Origin of the sequence: Labrys sp. LIt4, from assembly GCF_017813775.1 — a bacterium.
GTDB lineage: Bacteria > Pseudomonadota > Alphaproteobacteria > Rhizobiales > Labraceae > Labrys > Labrys okinawensis_A.
Window position 1 is genome coordinate 517,038 of the sequence record NZ_JAGIPY010000001.1, and the last position, 25,797, is coordinate 542,834.

Genomic DNA, 25,797 nt, shown 5'->3' on the forward strand with positions numbered 1-25,797 from the left:
CCGAAGAGCTTGGCGTAGCAATGTCCGGCCAGAGCGGATACTCAAGAACCGCCAGGCCTCGCGCCGAGACTGCGACCGGCCGGCGCGGTCCTTGAATATCGAGTCGGCAATTCCGGGAGACAGCACAAGGTAGCCTTGATGGATTCGATAATCGGGACTTCTGAGCAAATACTGCATGTGCTCTACATGATCGGCATTGTTGCAGAAGCCGTTACGGCGGCGTTGGCAGCAGGAAGGCGGTCGATGGACTGGATGGGCGTGGCCATGCTCGGCCCGGTCACAGCTCTTGGAGGAGGAGCCGTCCGGGACGTCCTTCTCGGACACTATCCGCTCTCTTGGGTTGAGCATCCATCCTATCTGCTCATCACGGCAGGGGCTGCCTTGGCGACGATTGCCGTCGCCAGGCACGTATATCATCTGCGTAAGATCTTTCTGTTTCTCGATGCGGTTGGGCTGGTTGTCTTCACCGTGGTCGGTTGCAACGTTGCCATTGCGCTGGGGCTGCCCGTCGTGATCGTGATCGCATCAGGCATGATCACGGGGTGCGCAGGAGGTGTTTTGCGGGACATTCTCTGTGCGGATATTCCGCTTCTCTTTCGCGCCGAGCTTTATGCAACGGTCGCAATTCTCACAGGTGTCCTCTATGTGGGCGGTCAATGGGTTGGACTGGCCCACGACATTTCAATCGCGCTCGCAATGATCGCGGGCTTGGCCCTTCGTATCCTGGCTCTTCGCTTTGGATGGAGTATGCCGAAATTCGTTTATACTCATACGCTGCATTAATCCGCCTTCGTCGAAGGCAAGAGTCCGAAGACATACCTAAGCTGGACCAATCTTTTGGTTCAGACCGATGCCGCAGGGATTTGGCAAGTTGGCCTAGAGCAAAGCGCGTTCAAGCGTGAACGCTAATTTGCTCTAACTCATTGTTCTGACGCGTCTTTGCGATTCTAGGTGACTCCGTCTAATCGCAAAACGCTATAGGCGTCTCTGCCTGGTCAGGAGCCGATTGCCGGTCTGTTCCGCGTTTCCCGAGTGATAGCGTGTTAAGCCCGCTGGGCTTGGCTACGGCTCAATTCTTAAGGCTCGCTTCGATCAGCATGTCGGCGATCACGGCGACCGAACCGGCCGGCCCGCCCTCGTGGAAGATCTGGCCGCTGACGAAAGCACCTTCGATCAGCAGCAGCAGCCCGTCGGCGAGCAGGCCCGGATTCCTGGCGCCCATGCGCGCCGCCATGCCTTCCAGGCGCTCGCGCAGCAGCACCTTGCCGCCCTCGGCGACCATGCGGGCGGGGTTGTCCTCCTCCGGATATTCCACGGCGGCATTGCTCAGCCCGCAGCCGCGGTAGCCGGCCTGGGTGGCCCTTTCGCCGAGACCCGTCAGGTAGTTGCGCAGATGGGTCCGTGGATCGTCCTCGAAGCCGACGCCCGCGCCCTCGAAGCGGGCCCAGAATTCGGAGTCATAGACTCGGACATAAGCAGCCGCCAATTCGTCCTTCGAGTTGAAGCAGCGGTAGAGCGTGGGCTTGGTCACCCCCGCTTCCGACGCGATGGTGTCAACGCCGACGGCTCGGATCCCTTCTTTGTAGAAGAGTTCGCGCGCAGTCTTGAGGATGCGGTCCGCCGCCCTCGGCTGCGGTGAGGGACTGACATTTTCCGGTCCGGCCATTTGCCTCTTTCCAATATTCGAGAACGATGTTACAGACCGGTACGTATCAAGTCAATCTCGACACCTACAGGTCTCCCGATGCAGCGCGTCAGCCGCCGGCCCTTTGGCCAGAATTATGCATTCGTCGTCGTTGCCGTCATCTTTCTCTCCCTGCTGGTGGCGGCCGGCGTGCGCGCCGCGCCCGGGTTGCTGCTTCAGCCCCTGCACAAGGCCTTCGGCTGGGGCATCGATACGATCTCGCTCTCCGGATCGATCGGCATCCTGCTCTACGGCCTGGTCGGCCCCTTCGCCGCGGCCCTGATGAACAAGTTCGGCATCCGCCGGGTGCTGGTGATCGCGCTGACGCTGATGGCGGGCTCCATCGGGCTCAGCCTGTTCATGACCCAATCCTGGCAGTTGATCGCCACCTGGGGCGTGCTGTCCGGGCTCGGCTCGGGCTGCGTCGCCATGGTGCTGGGCGCCACCGTTGCCAATCGCTGGTTCAAGACCAATCGCGGCCTGATCATGGGGCTGATGGCGGCGAGCGCCGCGACGGGCACGCTGATCTTCCAGCCCGGTCTCGCCAAGCTTTCCGAGATCGGCGGCTGGCAATGGGTGGTGGCGGCGGTGGCGATCGCCTGCGCCGTACTGGTTCCGCTGGCCTTCTTCCTGGTGCCCAACCAGCCCAGCGACATCGGCCAGCGCCCCTATGGCGCCGACCCCTCTGCGCCGATCGAACCGGTACAAGCGCAGACGGGCCTGATCGATGCCTCCCTCGGTGCGCTGGTGCGGGCGGCCCGTACGCGCACCTTCTGGTATCTGTTCGCCACCTTCTTCATTTGCGGCTTCACCACCAACGGCCTGGTTGGCATGCATCTGATCTCCTTCTGCGGCGACATGGGCATCCCCGAGGTGCAGGCGGCCGGCCTGATGGCAATGATGGGGATTTTCGATCTGTTCGGCACCACCTTCTCGGGCTGGCTGACCGATCGCTATGATCCGCGCAAGTTGCTCTTCATCTATTATGGCCTGCGCGGCATCGCCCTGATCTACCTGCCCTTCAGTGGCTTCAACATCTATACGCTCACCATTTTCGGCGTGTTCTACGGGCTCGACTGGATCGCCACCGTGCCGCCGACCGTTCGTCTGACCAACGAGGCTTTCGGCGACCGCGATGCCCCCGTGGTGTTCGGCTGGATCGCGGCGGGCCACCAGATCGGTGCGGCCAGCGCCGCGGCCCTGGCCGGCTATATGCGGGTGCTGCAGGGAAGCTATGTCGAGGCCTTCCTGTTCTCGGGGCTCACCGGTATCGTGGCTGCGCTGATCGCGCTGCTGATCGCGCGCCAGCGCGTGACGGCAGTTGCGGTGGCCTGACGGGTACGACCAGAAAATTGCCGGCCGCGTCAAGCTGCCGGTTTGCGTCGGGCATTTGTTAGACTAATGTCCGCCCAGTTTCGTTATCTCTAGGATCTTTTCGATGACACTGCATGCCCGTAACTTCATCGCCGGCGAATGGGTCGCCTCGTCCGATCTCGCACCGGACGTGAATCCCTCCAACACGGCCGAGATCGTCGGGCACTTTCCCCGGGCGACCAAGGCCGAGGCCGAAAAGGCCATTGCCGCCGCCAAGGCCGCGTTCCCGGGCTGGAGCCGCTCGACGCTGCAGGAGCGCCACGACGTGCTCAAGCGCATCAGCGACGAGATTCTGGCGCGCAAGGACGAACTCGGCGCCATCCTGTCGCGCGAGGAAGGCAAGACCCTGCCCGAAGGTATCGGCGAGGTGGCGCGTGCCGGCCAGATCTTCGGATTCTTCGCCGGTGAAGCCTTGCGCCTGGCCGGTGAGATCATTGGCTCGGTGCGTCCCGGTGTCGGTGTCGAGGTCACGCGCGAAGGCGTCGGCGTGGTCGGCCTGATCACGCCCTGGAACTTCCCCGCGGCCATTCCGGCCTGGAAGATCGCGCCGGCGCTCTGCTACGGCAACACCGTGGTGCTGAAGCCGGCCGACCTCGTGCCGGCCACCGCGCATGCCCTGGGTGAGATCATCGCGCGCTCCGGCCTGCCAGCCGGCGTGTTCAACCTGGTGATGGGCCGCGGCTCGGTGGTCGGCGAGGCGCTGCTGTCCTCGCCCGACGTCGACGCGATTTCCTTCACCGGCTCCGTCGGTACCGGCCGCAAGATCGCGGCGACCTGCGTCGCCTCTTCGCCGATGAAGAAGGTGCAGCTCGAAATGGGCGGCAAGAACCCCTTTGTCGTGCTCGACGATGCCGACGTCAAGGTGGCGGTGGAAGCCGCCGTGAACGGTGCCTTCTTCTCCACTGGCCAGCGCTGCACGGCCTCTTCGCGCCTGATCGTCACCGACGGCATCCATGATGCCTTCGTTGCCGCGCTGGTCGAACGCCTCAAGGGCGTCACCGTCGACGATGCCATGAAGGCCGGCACCCATATCGGTCCGGTGGTCGACCAGAGCCAGCTCGACCAGGATCTGAACTACATCAAGATCGGCAAGGAAGAGGGCGCCACGCTCGCCTTCGGCGGTGATCTGGTGAAGCGCGAGGCGCCCGGTTTCTATCTGACGCCGGCTCTGTTCACCGGTGCCAGCAACGACATGCGCATCGCCCGCGAGGAGATCTTCGGGCCGGTCGCCGCCGTGGTGCGCGTCAAGGATTATGACGAGGCGCTGGCCGCCGCCAACGACACCGAATTCGGCCTCTCCGCCGGCATCGCCACCACCAGCCTGAAATACGCAACGCATTTCAAGCGCAATGTCCAGGCCGGCATGGTGATGGTCAACCTGCCGACGGCGGGCGTCGACTATCACGTGCCGTTCGGCGGGCGGAAGGGCTCGAGCTACGGCCCGCGCGAGCAGGGCCGCTACGCCGCCGAGTTCTACACCACGGTGAAGACCAGCTATACGCTGGCCTGAGGAGGCTCGTCTTCCGTCAACTTTGCGAGGGAGCGCGCGAGATTAGCGCGCGCTCCTTCCTCCAGCTTTTCGGCGAAGAGATCGCTGAAATAAAGCCGCCGCCGAGCCATGAAACGTTGCAGCACGGCAGCCCGCCCGGTGCGCCAGGCTGCCTCCGGCACATGGGCATATTCGCGTCGCACCGCCGCCTCATAGGCATCGAAGCGTGCAGCCTCCGCGCCGAGGATCTGCAGGTCGAGATCGAGGAAATAGGCCATATCCGATTCTGGCCGGCCGGCCAGGCCTGCAAGCTCATGCCTCCGGGTCGCCAGGATCAGTGCCGCGACCTGCTCCAGCCTTTCCTGTTCCAGTTGCCCTGCGAGAACCTCCCGGGCGAGGTCGGCGCTGCGCTCCTCATTGTCCGGCGACGCCGCATCATAGACCGCGTCGTGGAACCAGATCGCGAGTTCGACAGCCTCGGCGTCATGGAGAAGCGGACGGCAATCCTGAAGGCCCGCCAGCATGGCCTCGATGTGGCCGAGACCGTGATAATGCCGCCGCGGGTCCCGGTAGGCCGCGAGCAGATCGACAAAAGCCGGTTCCGGAATGGCGGGCGGCCTGGGAGGACGATCACCGGCTTTCATGGCAGCAATTCCCGATGCGCCTATTCGGCAAGACCGGCATTATCATCGCGCTCGTCAATGGCGCCATATGCAATCTTGCCGCTCCCTGCTTTCGAGCTCGGCTCTCGCCCTGGATCGCCCGCCCGCCACTCGGCGTCAGTCGTAGAAGCCGGGCGACTGCTTGAAGCCCGGCCAGGCATCCGGGTCATGGCCGGTGACCACCTTGGCGTCCGTCTTCGCCGCCAGGGCGCGCAGCTTCTGCACGGAGCGCACCGTATCGACCGTCGAGGCGAGGAAGCCGGGCAGGGCCTTCTCGTTCCAATGGTCGAGCGTATAGGCGGCATCGACCGCCAGCAGGATGGCGCCGCTCTTGGGCAAGGTGACCAGGAAGGATTGGTGGCCCGGGGCATGGCCGGGGGTGAAGATCATCTTGAGCGTGCCGTCGCCGAACAGATCGTAGCCATCGGTGGCCTCGGCCTCCAGGAACTGCCATTTCAGGCCCGGCCGATCGAAATCGTTGCGGATATAGCCGCCGGCGGCGAACCAGTCCGGCGCATAGGCATATTCATATTCACGGCGCTGGACGACATGCACGGCATTGGGGAAACGGCCGATCGCGCCTGTGTGGTCGAGATGCAGATGCGATTGCACGACATGGGTAACGTCTTCGGGCCGGATGCCCATGGCGCCGAGCTTCTGCACGCAGCCATCGCTTTCCTGCATCACCGGCCAATAGGTCTTGGAGATGCCGCCCCAATAGCCGCGCGGATCGCTGGCGCATTCGACGGCATTGCCGCCATCGATCACCACCAGCCCCTTTGGATGCTTGAGCAGGTACCAGGGGACGGGGATCTCGTAGTCGGTATTGGCGCCCTGGTTCATCTTGATGTTGTGCAGCTTGCACTTCAGTGTGCCGCACTGGAACATGTGCAGTTCGATCTCACCCATCGTTTCCTCCTGTTCGTCTTCCGTCCGGCCCGCCTACCAGTTGCGCAGGGACTGGCGCATCACGGCCTCGATCCCGGCGGCATCGATGGCCTTGGGGGCGCCAACCAGGAGGCGCTGCTGCTTGAGCGCGCCCTGCACCAAAGCGGGAATGTCTTCCTCGCCATAGCCGAGCTCGGCGATGCCCGACGGCGCTCCCACCGCCTTCATCAGCCGGATCAAGGTATCCGGCAGCGAGTCCGGGCCGGGATTGGTGATCGGGCCGGCATTGAGGAGCTCGGCAGCCTGGATATGCTTGTCGGGGGCCGCATCATAGGTGAAGCGGAACACCGCCGGTGAGGTCACGATCACCGAGAAGCCGTGCGGCACGAAATTATGGCTCGTCTCGTAGCCCAGCGCGCTGTAGCTGTGCTTGAGGCCGGCGAGGGGATAGGCGCAGGCGTGCGGGATGTGTACGCCGGCCGTGCCGAAGCCGATGCCCGCCATGGTGGCGCCGAGCATCATGGTGCCGCGCGCCTCCAGGTCGTTGCCGTCGCGGACGGCGCGCTCGAGGAAGCGCCCGCCGAATTCGATCGCCTTGAGGGACCAGATGTCGGCCACCGGATTGCTGCCCTGATAGGGCGGCCGGTCGTCGGGCGTCGCCGGGCGAGGCCTGGCGTCGAAGGGGCGGGAGATGAAGGATTCCACCGCGTGGCAGACGACGTCGAGGCCGCAGGAGGCCGTGACCGCTCCCGGCGTGGTGCGCGCCAGTTCGGGATCGACGATGGCCAGCGTCGGCCGCATATAGCGATGCGAGATGCCGGTCTTCATCTTGAGTTCGGGAATGTCGAGCACCGCCACCGTGGTCGCCTCGGAGCCCGAGCCGGAGGTGGTCGGGATGGCGATCAGGGGGCGCAGCGGAGAAGGTGGCTTGCGACCGCCGCCGACGGGTGCGTTGACGTAGTCGATGATGGCGCCGCCATGGCTGCGGATGAGATTGGCGACCTTGGCGGTGTCGATTGTGGAGCCGCCACCCAGGGCGACGAAGCCGTCGACGTCCCGGGATGCGGCGAAGGCGGCGGCTTCCCCAAGCGACTCGATGGTCGGCTCGACCAGGATGTTCTCGAAGACACTGATCTCGACGCCGGCGCGCGCGATGATATCGGTGACGCGTTCGGTCATTCCCAGCCGGCGCAACCGCGGGTCGGCGACCAGCAAAATCTTGCGAAGCCCGAGGCGCTTGAGTTCCCAGTCTAGTTCTTCGACGGCGCCATTGCCGAATTTGAGCTGCGTTGCCTCCAGGGTGAAGACGGTCTCGTTCGCGCCCCGATCATTGGGTGCCATCGTCATGTCCTCCTGCGCCGGCGATCGTTCCGCTGAGCCCAGGCGGCGGAGCCGCGCGGCCAGTCGTGATCGGCTCGTGTGTCCTGACTTGCGTAGTTGGCCGGAGGCTTCCACAATGATAGAAATATGTCAATATCACATAGTGACATGGTCATATGATGAATTTGACGTTATGATGTTTTGAGGCGCGCCATCGATCCGCGTAATGTTTCCAATCCGGGCGATAGTCCGCTCGAGCACCCACGAGGAGGCGCATTTGGCCCTCAAAGAGCGAATGCACCCGGCCCCGGAATCCGAGGGGGCCGCCGGCGACGGGAATAGACGCATCGGCAGACCCCTGCAGCTGGCCGATCGGGTGGTCGCGGCGCTGCAGGAGGACATCGAGAAGGGACGCTTCGAAGCCGGCGCCCGCCTGCCGACCGAGCCCGAACTGGCGGCCAGCTTCGGCGTGAGCCGCACGGTGATCCGGGAGGCGGTGTCTCGTCTCAAGGCCGATGGCATCGTGGTCAGCCGCCAGGGAGCCGGGGTCTTCGTCAGTGATGCCCCCCTGCAGCGCTCCTTCCGCATCCGCGACGCCGAAGTCGGCAGCGGCGTTGCCTTGCGCGAGATCTTCGAGTTGCGCCTGTGTCTGGAAGTGGAGGGCGCCGGGCTTGCCGCCGTTCGCCGCTCGGAGGCCGATCTCGTCTTGCTCCGGCATTGGCTGCAGGAAATGGATCGCACCAAGCTCGGCCAGGATCTCGGCGTTGGCGCCGATATCGAATTTCATCGTGCTGTCGCGGTGGCGAGCGGCAATGGCAAGGTTGCCGATTTCCAACGCTATCTGTCTCTGCTGCTGCACCAGAGCGTGACCATCGCCCGCAACAATACCCTGCAGAAAGGCCCGGCTCACGTCGACAGCGTCATCGGGGAACATGGCGACATCTACCGCGCCATCGAGACCGGTTCGGCTGCGAATGCGCGTAGCGCCATGCGCCGCCATCTGCTGCTGGCGGCGGCTCGGCTCGGCGTGATCGGAGAGGAAGAGGCGGCGCTTCTGGCTTAAAGCGCCGTCATTCGTCGTAGCCGCCGGCCGGCACGTCCTGGATCGAGCCCGTATAATCCTCGGAAGGCGGTGGTGCGCCGCCTGCACCGCGCTGCGCGGCGGCAACCCAGCCGGCGGGAGCGCGGGGACGGCAGACGCTCTTGCTGCGCACGCCGTGGCGGGCGAGATCGAGATGCAGATGGTTATCGTGCAGAGGTGCGCCGGGGCCGAGCACGGTGGTGAATTTGGCGCAGGCGCCAAAGGCGATGTCGCGCCAGAAGCCGCGCTCCTGGGCCGAGCCGCGCCAGCCGGTCAGGATGCGTGTCTCGCGGCCGTCGGCCAGCTTGAAGCCCTTGACGTCGACGGCATTGGCGAAAGCATGCTCGGACATGCGGCCGAAATGGCCATTGTTGCGGCGCCGGCAGGAATAGCTGCCGAACGTCGTCATCTCCACGATCGGGGAGCCGAAATTGGCCATCGCCGCCGGCTGCACGTCCTGGACCAGCCAGCGCGTCATGGCGGGGATCATCGAACAGGACAGCACCAGGCTGCGGTCCATCGAGACCGAGAAGGGGCCGCCGTCGGCGATGCGAACCGGACCGGGCGATGGGGTGGCCCGGTAGGACATTGGAGCCGATGCGTCGCCGTCCCCGATCGCACCCGTCTGGTCGCCGACCGATGCGGGCGGCAGCAGTCCATCCGGAGCGTCCGAAGGCTGCGGGGCATATTGCGGCTGGGGCGCATCATTGGGCTGGGGCGCCACGGTTGCCGGCGCGCGGGGCTGCAAGGCAGCGTAGACCGGCGCGGCAGGTGCCCCGGTGGTGTTCAGGGCGGTGACGCGGAAGGGATGGTCGACGCCGCAGACACCGGGTCCCTCGATGGCCTGCGCAATGCGAATGCCGGCTGTTTCCCGGACCTCGCCGGAAGCAAGACATTGGGCCTCGACCTGTGCACGCCAGGGCTCTCGCTCTTCGAGATTGAAGAACGATCCGCAACCAGCCAGGCTACCGAGAACCGTACCCAGCACGAGAGAACACGCAACGCGACGCAACATGGCCGCAGCTTAAGGGGTATTTTCAAAAAGAAGCGTTAACCGCACGATCGGATCGATTTCAGCGCTGCAGATTGCTTCCGCGATGGCCAAGTGCGGCAAAAGCGTGTATGCCGCTGTACCTTATCCAAAGAGCAAAGTGTCATCATGCTCGCGGACGATGATCTGCCTTTGGCGAACTATATCGCGGTCGTCCTCGCTGGCGGCGAAGGGCGGCGTATGGGCTGCAACAAGCTGTTGCTCGATATTTCTGCCCGCCCGATGATCCGCCATGTCGTCGAGACCATCCGCGGCGTTATCGCCGATGTCGTTGTGGTGACCGGCTATCAGCAGGAACGCATCGAGGAGGCGCTGATCCGCACGCCAGTCGAATTCGTGGATTCGCCGCCTTCCGAAGGTGCGGCGACGGCGATCCGGCGCGCCTTCGAGCGGGCCCGCCTGTTGGCGGGCACGAGGAATTGCGACGGTATCATATTATGTGTCGGCGACCAGCCGCGCCTGACGGAGCGTGAAATAGCAGGCTTGATCGAGCAGTACCGCGCCGGCGACCAGCGCAAGGCGCTGGTTCCGTTACGTGGCGAGCGACGGGGTTACCCTGTGATTGTACCGACGGATTTTGACGTAGAGAGCATTGATCTATCGAGTGAAAGTCTGATCGCGGATTATCCCGACCAAATCGCAGCTTTTCCCACGCGCAATCCTGTCTATGATTCGAGCTTGGACACGCCGGAAGATTTTCGAACCTTTTTTGCGATCTCGGAACTTCGTTAGCACGTACTTTAATACCTAAAATGCTCCGTACCGAGTTGCGTTTGTCCGACTAGCCGCAGGCAAGAAATGGCCGAGTGTGGACGTAAACGCTAGTTTTTTTGTGTTAAACTTTTGGAACAAAATCCAATACGGAAATATTGGCGTCTCATTTTTTGAAACAGTTTGTATTTAACTCTCGATATATTGAATTAATTCCCAAAATATTGGGAATATGTGGCTAGTCAATTTTGCGTATGGGCCTATACTTGTGAGGCTAATCCACATTCGTAGGGCGCATATCTTTGTATACCGCTTATGCAAGTCTTGCCCATTGGCACGGTTGACGCTAAGGGCAGGGTACTAGAGCTCTTTCCCAGCCGCGAGGTCCGCAATGCCATTCACGCTCACCCCCGAAAATACTCTCCCGGTGGACGGTGTCGCCGGGACATTGATCGGGCGTGTCTGGCTGCCGGATGCCGAGGGACCAGCCGTCGTGGTTGCCAAGGAGGATGGCCTGCACGATATCACCTCCAGCTTTCCGACGGTCAGGGATCTTTGCGAGGCGCGAAATCCGGCCCAGGCTGCCAAGGCGGCACCCTCGACCGAAATCGGCTCCCTGGCCGAAATTCTTGCCAATACGCCCCCCACCGGCCGCGACTTGCGCAAGCCCTGGCTGTTGGCGCCCATCGATCTCCAGGCCATCAAGGCGGCCGGCGTCACCTTCGTGGTTTCGATGCTCGAACGGGTGATCGAGGAAAAAGCACGGGGAAACTCGGCCGCGGCCGCTTCCCTTCGAGCGGAGATCGTCAAGCTGGTCGGTGACGACCTCGCGCGTTTGCGCCCCGGCTCGGCCGAAGCGGCACGGCTGAAAGAAGTACTGATCGCCCAAGGCGCCTGGTCGCAATATCTGGAGGTGGGCATCGGGCCGGATGCCGAGATCTTCAGCAAGGCCCAGCCCATGGCGGCCGTGGGCACGGGCGCCGATGCCGGCCTTCATCCCAATTCCACCTGGAACAATCCCGAACCCGAAGTGGTGCTGGTGGTATCCTCGGCCGGCAAGATCGTCGGTGCGACGCTGGGCAACGATGTCAATCTGCGCGATTTCGAGGGACGGTCGGCCCTGCTGCTCTCCAAGGCGAAGGACAACAATGCCTCGGCAGCGGTCGGTCCCTTCGTGCGCCTGTTCGATTCCACCTTCTCGCTCGACCATGTCAGGCGCGCCGACGTGACGCTGGAAGTGCGCGGCCCCGAGGGCTACCGGCTGACGGGTATGAGCTCGATCTCCAAGATCAGCCGCGATCCCGGCGATCTCGTCTCCCAGATGATCGGCGTCAATCATCAATATCCCGATGGTGCGGTGCTTTTCCTGGGCACCATGTTCGCCCCCATCGACGACCGTGACGAGAAGGGCAAGGGCTTCACCCACAAGATCGGCGACGTCGTCACCATCGCGGCCCCGGAACTCGGCTCGCTCACCAATCGCATGGTACGCAGTTCCGATGCGCCGCCCTGGACTTTCGGTGCCAGCCATCTCCTGCGCAACCTGGCCAAGCGCGGCTTGCTGTGACCGCCATAGGCGGGTTCCAGCTTAACGGCCGATCGGGCTGAGGATCAAAGGGGGCTCTCTTTCGAGCGAGCCTGCTGCCGTCAGGCCAGTTCCTGCGAGCGCAACTGCTCCGGCGGATGGCCGGCGGCTACGAAGCCCCGGACTGTCAGGCCGATCTTCCAATTCTTCTGCTTGCCGGTGATCGAGAAGAGATTGTAGGAGGCCGGCCAGCGGGCACGCTCCGGCGCGGCCGAGGCCGAGGGCGTGCACACCACCGGTATCGGCCCCTTGGGGCCCTTGATGCGATGCACCAGCCCGGTATGGATATGCCCGTGCAGGACGAGTTCCGCCCCGGTGCGGCGCAGCACGGCGTTCAGTCGGTCGCAATCGATCAGCATCGCGGTCGGCCCGGCATCCTGACGCCGCACGGGATGATGCAGCATGACCACGCGGCAATAACCCTCATGTTCCAGGTGCTCGAGGATGGGGCCGAGCTTGGAGATCTGGCGCGGGCCGAGCTTGCCGGTCGCCATGAACGGCGCGGTCGGAATGGCGCTGGACAGCCCGACGAGAGCCACTTTTCCGCGGATGCGCACATAGGGAAAGCGTTCGTCCTCCTCGAGCGGATGGGCGCCGGTATTGTCACCGCGCATCCAGGGATCGAAGGCCGAGAGCAAATGGAGGGCGCCGCCCTTGGTGTAGGCGTCGTGATTGCCGGGTACCAGCGAGACGAAATCGGGGGCGCCGACGGTTTCGAGAAAGGCACGGGCCGCCGGATATTCGCCGGGCAAGGCGAGGTTGACCACATCGCCGGTCAGGGCGATGTGGTCGGGTGACTGCGCATGCAAATCCGCGAGGAGCTGCTGCAATACGTCCATGCGGTGGACATCGCGGCGCCCTCGGTTCCAGTTGATCCAGCCCAGAACCCGCTTTCCCGCCAGTTCCTTGGCCCTGGCTCGCGGCAACGGCCCGATATGGGGGTCTGAAATATGCGCGAGCTTGAACATGAGGAGGCAATCGGAAGGCGAGGTATCAAGAAGCGACAATCGACGACGCTAGCGTGGCCATATGACCTGCCTCTGTCAACGCAAAACGCCTGCGCGTTTTTGCGAACGGCAGGCGTCATCTGGGTTGAGATCATCGACCGCCGGCAAGTGGCGGGACGATCGTTAAGCTTTGCTGAAGGTCAACAATGCGACAGTGTCGCGGGTAGCCTGGGTCTTGGCATGGATACGAACGGCGCTGGCAAGCAGCCGGAAATAGGTCAACATCGAACTGTACCGGGGCGAAGGCCCCTGGGTCTCCTCTATTAGGGTAGCGCTCCAATAGCGTAAAAACAGGTATTTTACCAGCCGGTAAAGGCTGCTTGCCGCGCTGGACAGCCATGCGCGGGCGGGATGGCGGGAGATGAGAAGTGTTTTGACCCCGCCGTTTTGAAAAAGGCCTTGCCGCTTCATTTCCAATCACTGAGCACGGCGGATGATTTCTTCCTCGATTACATTGCGACAGAAGGTCGGGCGTCTGGTGACTCCGCTTTTCATGATCTATTCCCGAATGCAGCGCGGCATGACTTTGGGCGTGCGCGCTGCCGTGCTCGACGGGCAGGACCAAGTCTTTCTGGTGAGGCATACTTATGTGCCGGGCTGGTATCTTCCGGGCGGTGGCATCGAGACGGGGGAAACCGCGCTGGAGGCCCTGGCCCGCGAGCTCGAGGAGGAGGGGCACATCCATCTTGAAGGACCTCCCGAGCTGCAGGGGCTCTATTGGAACCGGGAGGTCAGCGGACGTGACCACGTCGCCTTCTTCGTGGTCCGGCACTACACCCAGACGCAGCCCCGCCTGCCGGATCGTGAGATCGCCGAGGCCGGTTTCTTCTCCCTCGATGCCTTGCCGGAGGAGACCACCAAGGCGACACGCCGCCGGCTCGACGAAGTGGCGGGACGGCGCCAGCCGGACGGCTTGTGGTGACAGGCTGCCCCATGCCGGCGGCAATCCCAGCGTGCCGGTTCTCGGAATGGCACAATTCGTGCCGCAAAATGGCGTCCGATCGATAAATCCGGTTGTAAGGCGCCCGCTTTTGCTGTACGCGCCGGCCATGATGACGAAGAGCCTTCAGCTGCGACGACGAACCGTGGTTTCGCCCCACTCCCTTTTGCGCGCCTGAACGGTCGAACCGGCGGGCGCCCCCTGCCTGCCGGAACCATCGCAATGCCTGAAATCGCCATCGACCTCACCCCCGAGACGCCTGACGACGGCGCCGTCATCGACAAGCTGCATGAACGGGCCTTCGGTCCCGGCCGCTTCGCCCGCACGGCCTTTCGCCTGCGCGAGGGAGTGCCGCCCCATCCCAAGCTGTCCTATGTGGCGCGCATCGGTTCGATGATCGTGGGTTCGATCCGGCTGACGCCGATCCATGTCGGGGAGGCCTCGGCCCTGCTGCTCGGGCCCCTGACGGTGGAGCCGGCCTTCCGGTCGCGCGGCATCGGGCTGACGCTGATGCAGGCCAGCCTGACCGAGGCCGCCAAGATCGGCCATCGGCTCGTCATCCTGGTGGGCGACGAGCCCTATTACAGCCGGGTCGGTTTCAAGCGCATCGCGCCGGGACGCGTGGTGCTGCCCGGGCCGGTCGACCCGCTTCGCCTCCTGGTGAAGGAACTGGTCGAGGGAGCCTTCGAAGGGGTCTCGGGCGCTGCGCGCGGCGGCTGATCAAGGCCGCGACTTTTCAAGATATCGCACTTGTCATGCGGTCGTGCGTACAGCTTCCTCCAGGATCGCCTGGCGTTGCGAGCTGTCACGACTGAAGCCGCCATCGATCCAGGCTTGTTCGGCGCGGGCGAGAATGCGGCCGATGCGCGGGCCGGGCTTGATGCCGAGCTGTGCGAGATCCCTGCCGCTGAAGGGAGGGGCGGGAACGCTCCAATGCTCCGGTAAAGCCAAGGCTTCGGCAAAATCGGCCTCGGCGTGATGCGCGGCCGTGACCAGCATAGCGTCGCGATAAAGCTCGGAACCGAGGCGATAGAGCCATTCCCTGGCCTTGGGAAGCGGGGGGGCGTGCCTGACGCGCTCCAGCACCAGGGCAATCGTTGTCAGGCGCTTGGCCTCGGCGTTGGAAAGGCGCAGCCGCACCGCCAGCCTTTCGGCATCATGGCGCGTGAACAGGCCGAGAGCTGCCAGCCGCCGGACCGCATCGGGTTCCGCCCCGCTCCGGGTTTCCAGATCCGTGAGGCGTTGAAAAGCTTCGACACGGGCAATGCCTCCCAACAGAATGCCGAGAAAGCCGGCAGCGTCGATCTCGGCGAGGACCTCTGCCGCCCGTGGCGCCGTGAGCAGTTTGAGAAGCTCGGCCCTGATGCGTTCGGCCGAGAGCCGGCGCAGGCCGCCGCGCCCGCGTATCGCCGCCTCGAAACTCGCTTTGTCCAGCTGTCCCTTCCCGAAACGGGCATGGAAGCGAAAAAGGCGCAGAATGCGCAGATAATCCTCGGCGATGCGCCGATCGGCATCGCCGAGGAAACGTACCCGCCGCTCGGCGATGTCGGCGAGGCCGCTGGCATAATCGTGCAGCCGGCCGTCCGGGGAGAGCGAGAGGGCGTTGATGGTAAAGTCGCGCCGGAAGGCATCGGCCCGGAAATCGCGGCCGAAATGCACCACGGCGCGGCGGCCATCAGTCTCGATGTCCTCGCGCAACGTCGTCACTTCGAGAGGATGGCCATCGATGACCACGGTCACGGTGCCGTGCTCGATGCCGGTGGGCACCACCTTCCAGCCCTGCGCTCGGGCCCGGGCCTGGGTCTCCACGGGCAGGGCCGTGGTAGCGATGTCCCAGTCGGCGACGGGCTCGCCGAGCAGGGCGTTGCGCACGGCGCCTCCTACCACCCGCGCCTCTTCCCCGTCATGATTCAGGGCCGCGAGCAGCGTCGACAAGGGCGGCTTGTCGAGCCAGGGGAAACGCTCATCCATCCGATCAGGCATCCAAAAGCATCTTCCAGGAAAGTCGCCGGGCTTTCCAGCTGAGAAAATTCGTCAAAACAACAAGTTAGTGAAAAAATCCGATTCGGAGAATGCACTTCGCTCTATCGCGTCTCGGGCTCGATCAGCTTGCCATTTTCCATATGCGCGGGGGTATAGCCGCTTCCGGCAGGAGCTCCGCCATAGTGGGCGAAGAGCGCCAGACCGACCGCCATGCATATCACGCCCAGCGCAATCAGCCGCAGCAGCGGCATTCCCGTCCGCTCGGGGAGCCCGGGCCGCTTGCCGCGCAGCAGCACCCAAACCCCATAGACCAGGAAGGGCAGGATGAACAGCACTGCCTCGAACAGGAAAGGCCGGAACATGAGGGCGTATCGTCAGCTATGGTTTCGGGTTTGACGGGAACGATTTGGCCGGGGAGAACCAGCCTCAGCCATAGATCCGCTCATAAAGGGTATGGATGATCCCCGCCGTCGCCCCCCAGATATAGTGCCCCTGCCAGGGAATTGCATAATATTGGCGCATGGCGCCGCGCCATTCCCGGCTTTCGGAAAGGTGATTGGCCGGATCCATCAGGAAGGCCAGCGGGCATTCGAACACGCTGTCGACTTCGGCGGGATTGAGGTGCAGCACCATGCCCGGGTCGGCCAGGGCTACCACCGGTGCGATGCGGTAGCCGGAACCCGTGAGATAGAGATCGAGATAGCCGACCGGCTTGACCAGGCTGGCCGACAGGCCGACCTCCTCCTCGGCCTCGCGCATGGCGGCTGCCAGCGCGCTTCCATCACCGGGATCGATGCGCCCGCCCGGAAACGCGATCTGGCCCGAATGGTTGCGCAGTGCGCTCGAGCGATGGGTGAGCAGCACCGTTGGCCCGTCGGGCCGGTCGATGAGGGCGATCAGCACGGCTGCCGGCTTGGCGGGCGCAGCGGGCAATTCGGCAAGCAGGCCGGGAGAGAAGCGGTGGTCGCCATGATCAGGCACGCTGTCGAGATGCAACCCCGCCGGCGGCTCGGCGGCAAGACGGTGCCGGGCTCGTTCGAGAAAGGCCTCGAGCTCGGGATGATGGGTCGAAGGGGGTAGGGCGGTCAGCATGTCAGGGGGCGGCGTCTCGGGGAGCGGCACCGATTTCGTCGGCAGGGGCCATGGCAAAGAAACTGCCGCCCGAGGCGACACCGAACATGGCGACGCCGTCGATCTTCCGGACTTCGCCGAGATCGGCAAGATCGTAATACAAGGCACGGTTGACCCGGGCCCACAGGCCGGCCCGCACATGCACATAGGGCTTCAGCCCCTCGGACGCGCCGATCTCGAACCGCATGGGATGATCGGGGCCGGCCTCGGTCCAGTCGTCGACATTGGTTCGGAAGGACAGGATTTGCCCGCCAGCGCCCGTTTTCACGCGCATTTCCACGGCAACGAAAGGCACGTCGTCCACCGCGATGCCGACGCGCTCCACCGGCGTCACCAGCACATAGCGATCCTCGTCGCGGCGCAGGATCGAGGCAAACAGCTTGACGAGCTCGATCCGCCCGATGGGACTCTTCATGTAATGCCAGCTGCCATCGGCCGCGATGCGCATGTCGATATCGCCGCAGAACGGGGGGTTCCACAGATGCACCGGGCGGGCCCCGGCATGCTTGCCGGTTTCCTTGACGGCCTTGGTCAATCCGGCCAGATCGGTCTGGACCATATTCGAGAACACTCGGTGATAAAACGGACGTGAAAACGACAGAGAAGCTCTCGCTCCTGCCTTAGTTGCTCTCTAGTATCCTGCGATACAAGGGAATCGCGCAAGCTTTCCCATTATCCAGCGCCCCTGTCCGGCGCGTTTCCTGCGAGGCATGATGACGGCCGATACCGCCACCAATCTCGACGAAGCCATCATCCGCTCGGCCGAAACCACGGCGGATCTGATCAAGCGGGCCCGCGAAGCCGTGCATGGCGTCATCTTCGGCCAGGAGGCCGTGGTCGATGGCGCCCTGATCACTTTGCTGTCGGGCGGGCACGGCCTGCTCGTCGGCGTGCCCGGGCTTGCCAAGACCAAGCTGGTCGAGACGCTCGGCGTGGTGTTGGGGCTCGATGCCAAGCGCGTGCAGTTCACGCCGGACCTGATGCCCTCGGACATACTGGGCACCGAGGTGCTCGACGCCAGCGAAAATGGCAAGCGCAGCTTCCGTTTCGTGCGCGGGCCGGTTTTCGCCCAGTTGCTGATGGCGGACGAAATCAACCGCGCCTCGCCGCGCACGCAGTCGGCCCTGCTGCAGGCGATGCAGGAATATCACATCACCGTGGCGGGCGAGCGCCATGACCTGCCCAAACCCTTCCATGTCCTGGCGACGCAGAATCCCCTCGAGCAGGAAGGCACCTATCCCCTGCCGGAAGCCCAGCTCGACCGGTTCCTGATGCAGATCGACGTTCCCTATCCGGACCGAGAGGACGAGAAGCGCATTCTGCTGTTCACCACTGGCGCCGAAGAAGCCCCGGCGCGGCCTGCCATGAGCGCGGAGGACCTTCTGGGCGCGCAACGCCTGGTCCGGCGGCTGCCGGTCGGCGAATCCGTGGTCGAAGCCATCCTTACGCTGGTGCGCTCGGCCCGTCCCGGCGAGACACCCGACCTTGCCGGGAAGATCGCCTGGGGTCCGGGCCCGCGCGCCAGCCAGGCCCTGATGCTGGCGGTGCGCGCACGTGCCCTGGTGCAGGGCCGGTTCTCTCCTTCGATCGACGATGTCATCGCCCTCGCCGAACCCGTGCTCAAGCACCGCATGGCCCTCAGCTTTGCTGCCCGAGCCGATGGCGAGAGCGTCGAGGGCGTGATCGGACGCCTCGCGCGCAAACTGGGCTGAGCGGATGGCGGTTTCCACGCGGCTGATCGACGAGCACAAGGCGGTCAGGTCCGCCGGCCTGCAGCAGGCGGCGCTCGATCTGGCCGAAGCCATGCCCAGACTTGCCCTGGAGGCGCGCCGCGTGGCGGCGACGGCGCTGCATGGCCTGCATGGCCGGCGCCGGGCCGGGCAGGGCGAGAATTTCTGGCAGTTCCGCCATTTCGCGCCCGGAGAGGCGGCCGCCAATGTCGACTGGCGCCGCTCGGCGCGCGGCGACGAACTCTATGTGCGCGAGCACGAATGGGACGCGGCCCAGACCCTGTGGCTGTGGGTCGACCGTTCGGTCTCGATGAATCTGGCGTCCAATCTGGCGCAGACCTCCAAGCTCGAACGGGCGCTGGTGCTGTGCCTGGCTTTTGCCGATCTCCTCGTGCAGGGCGGTGAACGCGTCGGGCTGATCGGCCTGGCACGGCCGACCTCGCAGCGGGCGATCATCGAAAAATTCGCTCTCGCCTTGATCGCGGCGGCCCCGCCCGCCACGGCGGAGCGCAGCGGCCTGCCCGAGCGGATCGCGCTCGGGCCCCGCAGCGAGGCCATCCTGATCGGCGATTTTCTCGACGAGCCTGAAGTAACGGGCGGCGCCATTGCCGCCCTGGCGGCCCGCGGCGCGCGCGGCCATCTCCTGGTCGTCGCCGATCCGATCGAGGAGACCTTCCCGTTTGCCGGCCGCACCGAACTGATCGATCCCGAGACGGGTGCGAAATTCCAGGCTCCGCGGGCTCAGGACATCCGCCAGGCCTATGAGGCCCGGCTTGCCGCCCATCGCGACGCCTTGCGGGCGATCACGCACCGTTATGGCTGGAGCATGACGCTGCACCGCACTGACAAGCCGGCCTCGCAGGCCGTGCTGGCCCTGCATCCGCTGTTGCAGCAGGGGGAGGGGATATGAGGGCGGCGACTGAGAGGCTCAATCCTCCGAGGCTTGATCGATGCTAGGCTCGTTGGCTCTCGCCTCGCCCTGGATGCTGGCGGCCCTGGCCTTGCTGCCGGCGATCTGGCTCCTGCTGCGTCTGGTGCCGCCACGGCCGCAGCGCGTTGACTTTCCACCCTTGCGCCTGCTCTACGGCTTGTTGCCGCGCGGGCGGGTGGCGGCGCGCTCGCCCTGGTGGCTGACGGCTCTGCGTCTCATCCTGGCGGCCCTGGTGATCGCCATGCTGGCCGTGCCGACGCTTCGGCCTTTCAATCAGTCCGGAGCGACCCGTGTGACGCCGCTCTTGTTCCTCGTCGACAATGGCTGGGGCTCCGCCGCGACCTGGACCAAGCGGCGGGACGTGATCCAGGCCGCGCTTGCCGCAGCCGAGCAGGATCGCCGCCCGGTCGCCCTGGCCGCCCTGGCCGAGCCGCTCACCGATCTGTCGCTCAGCCCCGCCGCAAGCCTCGGTCCGCGCCTTGCGGCGCTCGCTCCGCAGCCCTGGCAGGCCAATCGCGGCGCCTATGCGCCCGCCATCGCCTCCTTCCTGCGCGCGGCGCCGGAAGCCGAGATCGTGTGGTTCTCGGACGGCCTGGCCGGCGATGGCGACAATGGCTTTCTCTCCGCTCTGTCGGAAGCCGGCAAGCAGGGACGCGTGACGGTCTACCGCGACGATGCCCGCAGTTCCCTCGCCCTAGCGGGTGCGGCCAATGCGCCGAGCGGCATCTCGGTGCGCGTCCTGCGCATGGGCAAGCTCGACCGGGCCTTGTCCGGCACGGTCAGGGCTGTCGACCTCAAGAACCTGCCGGTCGGCCAGGCCGATTTCAGTTTCCCGGCAGGCGCCGGGGAGACGACCGCGCAACTCGACCTGCCCGTCGACATCCGCAACGATGTGGCGCGGCTGGAAATTGTCGGCGACGCCTCGGCCGGTGCGGTGCAGTTGCTCGACCGCACCTGGCGACGCCGTACGGTCGGCATTGTCTCGGGGCAGGACAAGGATGTCAGCCAGCCCTTGCTGTCGGCGAACTATTATCTCACCCGGGCGCTCGAACCCTATGCCGATGTGAGGACCGCCGAGGGGACGTCTCCAGCCGAGGCGATCGGCCGCTTTCTCGACGACAAGCTGCCGGTTCTGATGCTGGCCGATGTCGGCAATCTCGGCGATGCCGAGGCCAAGCTCTCCACCTGGATCGAGAATGGCGGCGTTCTGGTGCGCTTCGCCGGATCGCGTCTCGCGGCCGCCGAGAATACGCTGCTGCCGGTGAAGCTGCGCCAGGGCGGGCGTACCCTGGGCGGGACGCTCTCCTGGGAGAAGCCGCAGAAGCTGGGCAGCTTCGATGCCAACGGTCCCTTCGCGGGCCTTGCCTTGCCGGACGACGTCAGCGTCAAGCGCCAATTGCTCGCCGAGCCCGATATCGATCTGCCTGGCCGGACCTGGGCCGCCCTGGCGGACGGCACGCCGCTGGTCACGGCCGAGAAACGGGGCAATGGCGTCATCGTGCTCTTTCATGTGACGGCCGACACCACCTGGTCCAATCTCGTCTTGTCGGGAAGCTTCGTGGAGATGCTGCGCAAGGTGGTGGGGCTTGCCAAATCTGCGCCGGCCACGGGTGCTGTCGCAGCGCAGGCGGGCGCCGCGGCCCCGGTCTATGCGGCGCCGAGCCGGACGCTCGACGGTCTCGGAGCCTTTCAGGTTCCGCCGGCGACCGCCCAGCCCGTGCGGGCGGACCAGCCCGGCATCGGCCGCCCCGATCATCCGCCCGGCTTCTACGGGCCGCCCGACGGCCTGGTGGCCGTCAACGCATTGCCCGCCAATGCCGTGTTGAAACCCCTGGACTATACCGCCGTGAATGCGTCCCTGGCCGATTATACGGTTGCCAAGCCGATTGCCCTCGGGCCTGCCCTGCTGCTGGTTGCCCTGGCTTTGTTGCTGGCCGACGCGCTGATCGTCTTCTTCATGGCGGGCGGCTGGACGCGCCTTGCCCGCCCCGGCGTGGGGTCGGCGGCCCTCGTCGTGCTGGCGCTTTCCCTCTCCCTGTTGGCACCGCCCAATGCGCAGGCGCAGAACCGTCCCTTCGATGCTGCATTGAAGACGCGCCTTGCCTATATCGTCACCGGCGACAAGGAAACCGACGACACCAGCCTCGCTGGCCTCAAGGGCCTGACCGCCTATATCGCCGAACGCACGGCGCTGGAGCCGGGACCGCCCGATGGCATCGATCCCGCCAAGGACGAACTCGCCTTCTACCCGCTGATCTACTGGCCGATCGTGCCGGGCAAGGAACCCCCGCCCCCGGCGGTGATGGCGCGCATCGACGCGTTCATGAAGTCGGGCGGCACCATCATTTTCGATACGCGCGATGCCCTACAGCAGGATGCCGGCGGGGCTGCCACGCCGGCCGGCGAAACGCTCAAGCGCCTGCTCTCCGGGCTCGACATCCCCGAGCTCGAACAGATTCCAGCCAAGCACGTGCTGACCAAAACCTTCTACCTGCTCGACAAGTTCGTCGGGCGCTATGACAATGGCGAGACCTGGGTGCAGGCTACCGCGCCGACATCCGAGGACAGCGACAAGCCCGTCCTGGGGGGAGACGGCGTATCGCCCTTGATCATCACCTCCAACGATCTGGCCGCGGCCTGGGCCGTCGATGCACAGATGAACCCGCTCTTTCCGGTTTCCACGGGGCTGGAGCGCCAGCGTGAGCTGGCCTATCGCGCCGGCGTCAACATGGTGATGTATGCCCTGACCGGTAACTACAAGGCCGATCAGGTGCATGTGCAGGATCTCCTGGAGAGGCTCGGACGCTGATGAGCGATTTCTCCCTGCAGTTCCTGCCGCTGCTGTCATGGCCGGTCGTCATCGGGGTGGCCGTGCTGGCGGCTGCTGTCGCGGCGCTGTGCCTGCTGGCGCGCCTGCGCGGGGCCTGGCTTCGCACGCTGGTGTTGGGCCTGTTCGTCCTCTCTCTCACAGGCCCCATCCTGACGCGTGAGCAGCGCGCGGTGCTGCCCAATGTGGTGGCCCTGGTGGTCGACCGTTCCGCCTCCCAGTCGCTGGACGAGAGGACGCGGCAGACGGACGCGGCGCGCGACGAACTGAGCCGGCAGATCAAGGCGCTGGGCAATACCGAGTTGCGCGTGGTCGAAGCGGGCGGCGGCGTCAAATCCGGTGCCGACGGCACCCAGCTCTTTGCCCCCTTGGCGACGGCCTTGTCCGACGTGCCGCCGGATCGCGTCGGTGGCGCCATCCTGCTGACGGACGGCGTGGTCCATGATGTGCCGGCACGCGCGGCCGCGCTCGGTTTCAAGGCGCCGCTCCATGCCTTGATCACCGGCCGGGAGGACGAACGCGACCGCCAGATCAGCCTGGTCGAGGCGCCGCGCTTCGGGCTGGTGAAGCAGGCCACCACCATCCGCTTCCGCGTCGTCGATCGCGGTCCGAACATGCCCTCGACGGCGGGCGTGATCCTGCGCCGCGATGGCGAAGAGATTGCACGGACCACCGTGCCGGTCGGCGAATTGTCCTCGCTGCAGGTGCCGATCGAACATGCCGGCGTGAATGTGGTCGAACTCGAAGCCGAGACCGTGCCGGGTGAACTCTCGCCGGTGAACAACAGGGCCGTGCTGCAGATCGAGGGCATTCGCGAGAAGATGCGTGTCCTGCTGGTCTCGGGCGAACCCAATGCGGGCGAGCGCACCTGGCGCAACCTGCTCAAGGCCGACGCCAATGTCGAGCTCGTGCATTTCACCATTCTCCGGCCGCCGCAGAAGGGCGACGGCACCCCGATCAACGAACTCTCCCTGATCCAGTTTCCGACCCATCGTTTGTTCGACGAGGAGATCAACCGCTTCGACCTGATCATCTTCGACCGCTATGCGCAGGAAGGCCTGCTGCCGGCCGCCTATTTCGACAATATGACGGAGTTCGTGCGCAATGGCGGCGCCATCCTGCTCGCATCGGGCGCCGATTACGCCTCCGAGAACAGCCTGTGGGGCACAGGCCTTGCCGAGATCCTGCCGGCCTCGCCTTCGGGCAACGTGCTCTATCAGCCCTATCGGCCGGAGATCAGCCAGCTCGGCAAGCGCCATCCGGTGACGCGCGACCTGCCGGGCGGCAACGTCAATCCACCGGCCTGGGGCCAGTGGTTCACCACGGTGGAGACCAAGCTGCGCGAAGGCAGCGCCGTGATGACCGGCGCCCGCGGCGATCCGCTTCTCGTGCTGGCCCATCAGGGCAAGGGGCGGGTGGCCCTGCTGCTGTCGGACCACGCCTGGCTGTGGGCGCGCGGCTATGAGGGCGGCGGGCCCCATGTCGACCTGCTGCGGCGCCTGTCGCACTGGCTTTTGAAGGAGCCCGATCTCGATGAGGAGGCTCTGCGCGCACGGGCCGTCGGCCGCGACATCACGGTGGAGCGCCAGACCATGGCGGAGACGGCGGCGCCCGTCGAACTGACCGGCCCGAATGGCGAAAAGGTCCGGCTCGCCCTCAAGCCGGAGAAGCCCGGCCTGTGGAGCGCGGTCTATTCCACCGACGTGATGGGGCTGTGGCGGGCAGAAGATGGCGCCTTGCAGGCGATCACCAATGTCGGCCCCGCCAACCCGCGGGAATTCCAGGACCTGCTCTCCACGCCGGATCGGCTGAAGGGCATCGCCGGCGAGACCGGCGGCAGCGTGGAGCGCCTCGCCACTGCGTCCGGCCTGTCGATACCGGCGGTTCGCGCGGTCGGCGCCGGCTCCGCCTATGGCGGCAGCGGCTGGATCGGCCTCAAGCGCAGCGAAGCGTCGGTCGTGCAGGGCATCGACACCATCCCGCTCTTCGCGGGCCTGCTGGGCCTTGCCTTGCTGCTTGGCGGCGTCACCCTGCTCTGGGCTCGCGAGGGCCGGTAGCTTTCTGAAGCGGAATGTGGTTTCCGCAAACAGGTCCCCTTGACCCCTCATCCCCCTGCCGGGACCTTCTCCTGCAAAGGGAGAAGGTCCCGGCAGGGGGATGAGGGGAGCTTGAGTCTTACCCTTGCGATTCGACTCTTGAGCCGGGAGGCCCTAAATTGCAGATGCAGGTTTCCGACCGGGCCTGCCTCAACGGAATGGGCCGAGGATACGAGAATGCGTAGCGACGAGATCCGGCCAAGAACGCTGGCCAAGCGCCATGCAGACCGACGGTCGCAGACGTCGCTGGGGTTCCGGCGCGAGAGCTTTACTTTGCCGCGTGAGGAAGCACGTGCTAAGGCGCGCGATCTGTTTACCCGCTATCCCAAGGCGGCCTATATGACGGAGATCGAATACTGGGAAGAACTGCCGGACGGACAGATCTTCGTCACCATGCGCCATTTGCCGACGGCCGACTGAGAGGGACGGTTTTCGCAGGTTGGTTCTGCTCTGTATGGAGCGGATTACAGCCTGTCCAGCAAGTCGGGCAGCTCCGCCAGGAAGGCGTCACGTGCCTGCAGTCCGGCCCTCAGATTGCCCCTGCCGTCCATCTGCACCTGGCGGACGAAAGCAATATTGCGGCCGTCCCTGTTGGCCCAGCCCACGAACCAGCCATAGGCATGATCCAAGTCGAGCTTGCCGTCGGAACGCCGGGGCGCGCCCGAGCCGGTCTTGCCGTGAATTTCCCAGCCATTGGGCAGGGGCGCCAGCACCAGGATGCGGGCGGTCATGTCGTAGGCGTGATTCGAAACCGGCAATTGGTGACGCACCATCCGCTCCAGGAAGTCGAGCTGCTGGAGCGGCGTGATCTTGAGGGACGAGCTCAGCCAGGCCTGGGTGAGGCCGTTCTGCTTGCCCGGATCGCCCGAGACGTCCCGATTGCCGTAATCGAATTCAGCGACGTAGCGCTTGAAACGCAGCTTGCCGAGGCTGCGGGTGATCTGCTGCGAATACCAGACCACCGAATTCTTTATCCAGCTCGCCGGATCGGTGGTGGTGCGCCATTCCGGCAGCCAGTCGGCATAGCCTTCGCGAAAAGGTAGGGCAGGCACATGTTCGTTCTTCAGCAGGCCCGAATCGTAACCCATCAGGCTGATGGCGATCTTGAAGGTCGAAGCCGGCGTGATCGGCTTGTCGCAGCTCCCTTCCTGCCTGAGCAGCTTGCCGGTCGCGACGTCGGCCAGCAGCGTGCAGGCGCTGGCGACGGGTGCCCCCGACGGCTGGGCCAAGGCGCCGCCGCCTCCAGCCGATATCGTCGAGAAGACAGCGGTGGCAAGAGCCACCAGAGCGGTCGTCGGGCGGGGCAT

25 protein-coding genes are annotated in these 25,797 nt (G+C 65.0%); 13 read left to right on the top strand and 12 right to left on the bottom strand.

The genetic code is table 11. From position 1 onward, the window contains the following. Window positions 1–138 precede the first annotated feature (138 nt). A complete protein-coding gene (locus J8I29_RS02400; RefSeq protein ID WP_209430490.1) occupies window positions 139–783 on the top strand; it encodes a trimeric intracellular cation channel family protein in 645 nt (214 codons plus the stop codon). A gap of 286 nt (window positions 784–1,069) precedes the next feature. Here the strand turns inward: J8I29_RS02400 and J8I29_RS02405 are convergent, their stop codons facing one another. Next, entirely contained in the window at window positions 1,070–1,666 is a 597-nt protein-coding gene (locus J8I29_RS02405; RefSeq protein ID WP_209430491.1) for a TetR/AcrR family transcriptional regulator, read from the bottom strand. A gap of 78 nt (window positions 1,667–1,744) precedes the next feature. Between J8I29_RS02405 and J8I29_RS02410 the strand changes: the two genes are divergently transcribed. Together J8I29_RS02410 and J8I29_RS02415 are read left to right on the top strand one after the other, a co-directional pair. Continuing rightward, window positions 1,745–3,019 (top strand): MFS transporter, encoded by a 1,275-nt coding sequence (locus J8I29_RS02410; RefSeq protein ID WP_209430492.1) that lies wholly within the window; start codon window positions 1,745–1,747, stop codon window positions 3,017–3,019. Window positions 3,020–3,122: 103 nt separating this feature from the next. After that, window positions 3,123–4,568 (top strand): aldehyde dehydrogenase family protein, encoded by a 1,446-nt coding sequence (locus J8I29_RS02415; RefSeq protein WP_105861583.1) that lies wholly within the window; start codon window positions 3,123–3,125, stop codon window positions 4,566–4,568. Here J8I29_RS02415 and J8I29_RS02420 read toward each other — a convergent pair. From J8I29_RS02420 to J8I29_RS02430, 3 genes are all read right to left on the bottom strand, one after another. After that, window positions 4,553–5,191, bottom strand: a complete 639-nt coding sequence (locus J8I29_RS02420; protein WP_209430493.1) for a hypothetical protein — start codon at window positions 5,189–5,191, stop codon at window positions 4,553–4,555. The two genes, J8I29_RS02415 and J8I29_RS02420, sit on opposite strands and share 16 nt — an antisense overlap. Window positions 5,192–5,326: 135 nt before the next feature. Beyond that, a complete protein-coding gene (attM, locus tag J8I29_RS02425; protein ID WP_105861585.1) occupies window positions 5,327–6,118 on the bottom strand; it encodes an N-acyl homoserine lactonase AttM in 792 nt (263 codons plus the stop codon). A gap of 33 nt (window positions 6,119–6,151) precedes the next feature. Further along, a complete protein-coding gene (locus J8I29_RS02430; protein ID WP_209430494.1) occupies window positions 6,152–7,438 on the bottom strand; it encodes a hydroxyacid-oxoacid transhydrogenase in 1,287 nt (428 codons plus the stop codon). A 256-nt stretch (window positions 7,439–7,694) separates the two neighbouring features. Between J8I29_RS02430 and J8I29_RS02435 the strand changes: the two genes are divergently transcribed. Then, window positions 7,695–8,480 (top strand): FadR/GntR family transcriptional regulator, encoded by a 786-nt coding sequence (locus J8I29_RS02435; protein WP_209430495.1) that lies wholly within the window; start codon window positions 7,695–7,697, stop codon window positions 8,478–8,480. A gap of 7 nt (window positions 8,481–8,487) precedes the next feature. Here J8I29_RS02435 and J8I29_RS02440 read toward each other — a convergent pair whose 3' ends face one another. Then, entirely contained in the window at window positions 8,488–9,513 is a 1,026-nt protein-coding gene (locus tag J8I29_RS02440; RefSeq protein WP_105861588.1) for an extensin family protein, read from the bottom strand. 144 nt (window positions 9,514–9,657) lie between these two features. Between J8I29_RS02440 and J8I29_RS02445 the strand changes: the two genes are divergently transcribed. After that, window positions 9,658–10,281 (top strand): NTP transferase domain-containing protein, encoded by a 624-nt coding sequence (locus J8I29_RS02445; protein ID WP_105861589.1) that lies wholly within the window; start codon window positions 9,658–9,660, stop codon window positions 10,279–10,281. A 370-nt stretch (window positions 10,282–10,651) separates the two neighbouring features. Next, window positions 10,652–11,827: a fumarylacetoacetate hydrolase family protein gene (locus tag J8I29_RS02450; protein ID WP_105861590.1), complete on the top strand. Its 1,176-nt coding sequence runs from the start codon at window positions 10,652–10,654 to the stop codon at window positions 11,825–11,827. An 80-nt stretch (window positions 11,828–11,907) separates the two neighbouring features. Here the strand turns inward: J8I29_RS02450 and J8I29_RS02455 are convergent, their stop codons facing one another. Continuing rightward, complete coding sequence (locus J8I29_RS02455; protein WP_105861591.1) at window positions 11,908–12,813, bottom strand: metallophosphoesterase; 906 nt, start codon at window positions 12,811–12,813, stop codon at window positions 11,908–11,910. A gap of 162 nt (window positions 12,814–12,975) precedes the next feature. Next, window positions 12,976–13,263: a hypothetical protein gene (locus tag J8I29_RS02460; protein ID WP_209430496.1), complete on the bottom strand. Its 288-nt coding sequence runs from the start codon at window positions 13,261–13,263 to the stop codon at window positions 12,976–12,978. Window positions 13,264–13,345: 82 nt separating this feature from the next. Between J8I29_RS02460 and J8I29_RS02465 the strand changes: the two genes are divergently transcribed. Beyond that, window positions 13,346–13,774: an NUDIX domain-containing protein gene (locus J8I29_RS02465; protein ID WP_245196551.1), complete on the top strand. Its 429-nt coding sequence runs from the start codon at window positions 13,346–13,348 to the stop codon at window positions 13,772–13,774. Window positions 13,775–14,014: 240 nt separating this feature from the next. Beyond that, entirely contained in the window at window positions 14,015–14,512 is a 498-nt protein-coding gene (locus J8I29_RS02470) for an N-acetyltransferase (protein ID WP_105861593.1), read from the top strand. Window positions 14,513–14,545: 33 nt separating this feature from the next. On the opposite strand, the gene J8I29_RS02475 is transcribed toward J8I29_RS02470, so the two are convergent. From J8I29_RS02475 to J8I29_RS02490, 4 genes are all read right to left on the bottom strand, one after another. Further along, a complete protein-coding gene (locus tag J8I29_RS02475; protein WP_245196553.1) occupies window positions 14,546–15,763 on the bottom strand; it encodes a CCA tRNA nucleotidyltransferase in 1,218 nt (405 codons plus the stop codon). A 113-nt stretch (window positions 15,764–15,876) separates the two neighbouring features. Beyond that, window positions 15,877–16,137 carry a DUF6111 family protein gene (locus tag J8I29_RS02480; RefSeq protein WP_209430499.1) on the bottom strand — a complete coding sequence of 87 codons (261 nt, stop codon included), beginning with the start codon at window positions 16,135–16,137 and terminating at the stop codon, window positions 15,877–15,879. A 64-nt stretch (window positions 16,138–16,201) separates the two neighbouring features. Next, window positions 16,202–16,867: a CoA pyrophosphatase gene (locus tag J8I29_RS02485; protein ID WP_209430583.1), complete on the bottom strand. Its 666-nt coding sequence runs from the start codon at window positions 16,865–16,867 to the stop codon at window positions 16,202–16,204. Window position 16,868: 1 nt separating this feature from the next. Next, window positions 16,869–17,465 (bottom strand): DUF1285 domain-containing protein, encoded by a 597-nt coding sequence (locus J8I29_RS02490; RefSeq protein WP_209430500.1) that lies wholly within the window; start codon window positions 17,463–17,465, stop codon window positions 16,869–16,871. Between the two features lie 154 nt (window positions 17,466–17,619). Here J8I29_RS02490 and J8I29_RS02495 point away from each other — a divergent pair, with 154 nt between their 5' ends. From J8I29_RS02495 to J8I29_RS02515, 5 genes are all read left to right on the top strand, one after another. Further along, the gene (locus tag J8I29_RS02495) at window positions 17,620–18,618 is read left to right on the top strand and encodes a MoxR family ATPase (RefSeq protein ID WP_209430501.1); all 999 of its coding nucleotides are present in this window, start codon (window positions 17,620–17,622) and stop codon (window positions 18,616–18,618) included. Window positions 18,619–18,622: 4 nt separating this feature from the next. After that, window positions 18,623–19,546, top strand: a complete 924-nt coding sequence (locus J8I29_RS02500; protein ID WP_209430502.1) for a DUF58 domain-containing protein — start codon at window positions 18,623–18,625, stop codon at window positions 19,544–19,546. A gap of 40 nt (window positions 19,547–19,586) precedes the next feature. Next, on the top strand, window positions 19,587–22,376 hold the full coding sequence (locus J8I29_RS02505; RefSeq protein ID WP_209430503.1) for a DUF4159 domain-containing protein: 2,790 nt from the start codon (window positions 19,587–19,589) through the stop codon (window positions 22,374–22,376). Next, entirely contained in the window at window positions 22,376–24,451 is a 2,076-nt protein-coding gene (locus J8I29_RS02510) for a hypothetical protein (protein WP_209430504.1), read from the top strand. The genes J8I29_RS02505 and J8I29_RS02510 overlap by 1 nt, the downstream gene beginning before the upstream one ends. Before the next feature lie 216 nt (window positions 24,452–24,667). Continuing rightward, a complete protein-coding gene (locus J8I29_RS02515; protein ID WP_105861601.1) occupies window positions 24,668–24,910 on the top strand; it encodes a hypothetical protein in 243 nt (80 codons plus the stop codon). 44 nt (window positions 24,911–24,954) lie between these two features. Here J8I29_RS02515 and blaOXA read toward each other — a convergent pair whose 3' ends face one another. Continuing rightward, window positions 24,955–25,797, bottom strand: a complete 843-nt coding sequence (gene blaOXA, locus J8I29_RS02520; protein ID WP_209430505.1) for a class D beta-lactamase — start codon at window positions 25,795–25,797, stop codon at window positions 24,955–24,957.

Bases quoted from the DNA above. Each gene is read 5' to 3' on its own strand.
- J8I29_RS02400 (WP_209430490.1), top strand. From the start codon at position 139: ATGGATTCGATAATCGGGACTTCTGAGCAAATACTGCATGTGCTCTAC.
- J8I29_RS02405 (WP_209430491.1), bottom strand. From the start codon at position 1,666: ATGGCCGGACCGGAAAATGTCAGTCCCTCACCGCAGCCGAGGGCGGCG.
- J8I29_RS02410 (WP_209430492.1), top strand. From the start codon at position 1,745: ATGCAGCGCGTCAGCCGCCGGCCCTTTGGCCAGAATTATGCATTCGTC.
- J8I29_RS02415 (WP_105861583.1), top strand. From the start codon at position 3,123: ATGACACTGCATGCCCGTAACTTCATCGCCGGCGAATGGGTCGCCTCG.
- J8I29_RS02420 (WP_209430493.1), bottom strand. From the start codon at position 5,191: ATGAAAGCCGGTGATCGTCCTCCCAGGCCGCCCGCCATTCCGGAACCG.
- attM (WP_105861585.1), bottom strand. From the start codon at position 6,118: ATGGGTGAGATCGAACTGCACATGTTCCAGTGCGGCACACTGAAGTGC.
- J8I29_RS02430 (WP_209430494.1), bottom strand. From the start codon at position 7,438: ATGGCACCCAATGATCGGGGCGCGAACGAGACCGTCTTCACCCTGGAG.
- J8I29_RS02440 (WP_105861588.1), bottom strand. From the start codon at position 9,513: ATGTTGCGTCGCGTTGCGTGTTCTCTCGTGCTGGGTACGGTTCTCGGT.
- J8I29_RS02445 (WP_105861589.1), top strand. From the start codon at position 9,658: ATGCTCGCGGACGATGATCTGCCTTTGGCGAACTATATCGCGGTCGTC.
- J8I29_RS02450 (WP_105861590.1), top strand. From the start codon at position 10,652: ATGCCATTCACGCTCACCCCCGAAAATACTCTCCCGGTGGACGGTGTC.
- J8I29_RS02455 (WP_105861591.1), bottom strand. From the start codon at position 12,813: ATGTTCAAGCTCGCGCATATTTCAGACCCCCATATCGGGCCGTTGCCG.
- J8I29_RS02460 (WP_209430496.1), bottom strand. From the start codon at position 13,263: ATGAAGCGGCAAGGCCTTTTTCAAAACGGCGGGGTCAAAACACTTCTC.
- J8I29_RS02465 (WP_245196551.1), top strand. From the start codon at position 13,346: ATGATCTATTCCCGAATGCAGCGCGGCATGACTTTGGGCGTGCGCGCT.
- J8I29_RS02470 (WP_105861593.1), top strand. From the start codon at position 14,015: ATGCCTGAAATCGCCATCGACCTCACCCCCGAGACGCCTGACGACGGC.
- J8I29_RS02475 (WP_245196553.1), bottom strand. From the start codon at position 15,763: ATGGATGAGCGTTTCCCCTGGCTCGACAAGCCGCCCTTGTCGACGCTG.
- J8I29_RS02480 (WP_209430499.1), bottom strand. From the start codon at position 16,137: ATGTTCCGGCCTTTCCTGTTCGAGGCAGTGCTGTTCATCCTGCCCTTC.
- J8I29_RS02485 (WP_209430583.1), bottom strand. From the start codon at position 16,867: ATGCTGACCGCCCTACCCCCTTCGACCCATCATCCCGAGCTCGAGGCC.
- J8I29_RS02490 (WP_209430500.1), bottom strand. From the start codon at position 17,465: ATGGTCCAGACCGATCTGGCCGGATTGACCAAGGCCGTCAAGGAAACC.
- J8I29_RS02495 (WP_209430501.1), top strand. From the start codon at position 17,620: ATGACGGCCGATACCGCCACCAATCTCGACGAAGCCATCATCCGCTCG.
- J8I29_RS02500 (WP_209430502.1), top strand. From the start codon at position 18,623: ATGGCGGTTTCCACGCGGCTGATCGACGAGCACAAGGCGGTCAGGTCC.
- J8I29_RS02505 (WP_209430503.1), top strand. From the start codon at position 19,587: ATGCTAGGCTCGTTGGCTCTCGCCTCGCCCTGGATGCTGGCGGCCCTG.
- J8I29_RS02510 (WP_209430504.1), top strand. From the start codon at position 22,376: ATGAGCGATTTCTCCCTGCAGTTCCTGCCGCTGCTGTCATGGCCGGTC.
- J8I29_RS02515 (WP_105861601.1), top strand. From the start codon at position 24,668: ATGCGTAGCGACGAGATCCGGCCAAGAACGCTGGCCAAGCGCCATGCA.
- blaOXA (WP_209430505.1), bottom strand. From the start codon at position 25,797: ATGCCCCGCCCGACGACCGCTCTGGTGGCTCTTGCCACCGCTGTCTTC.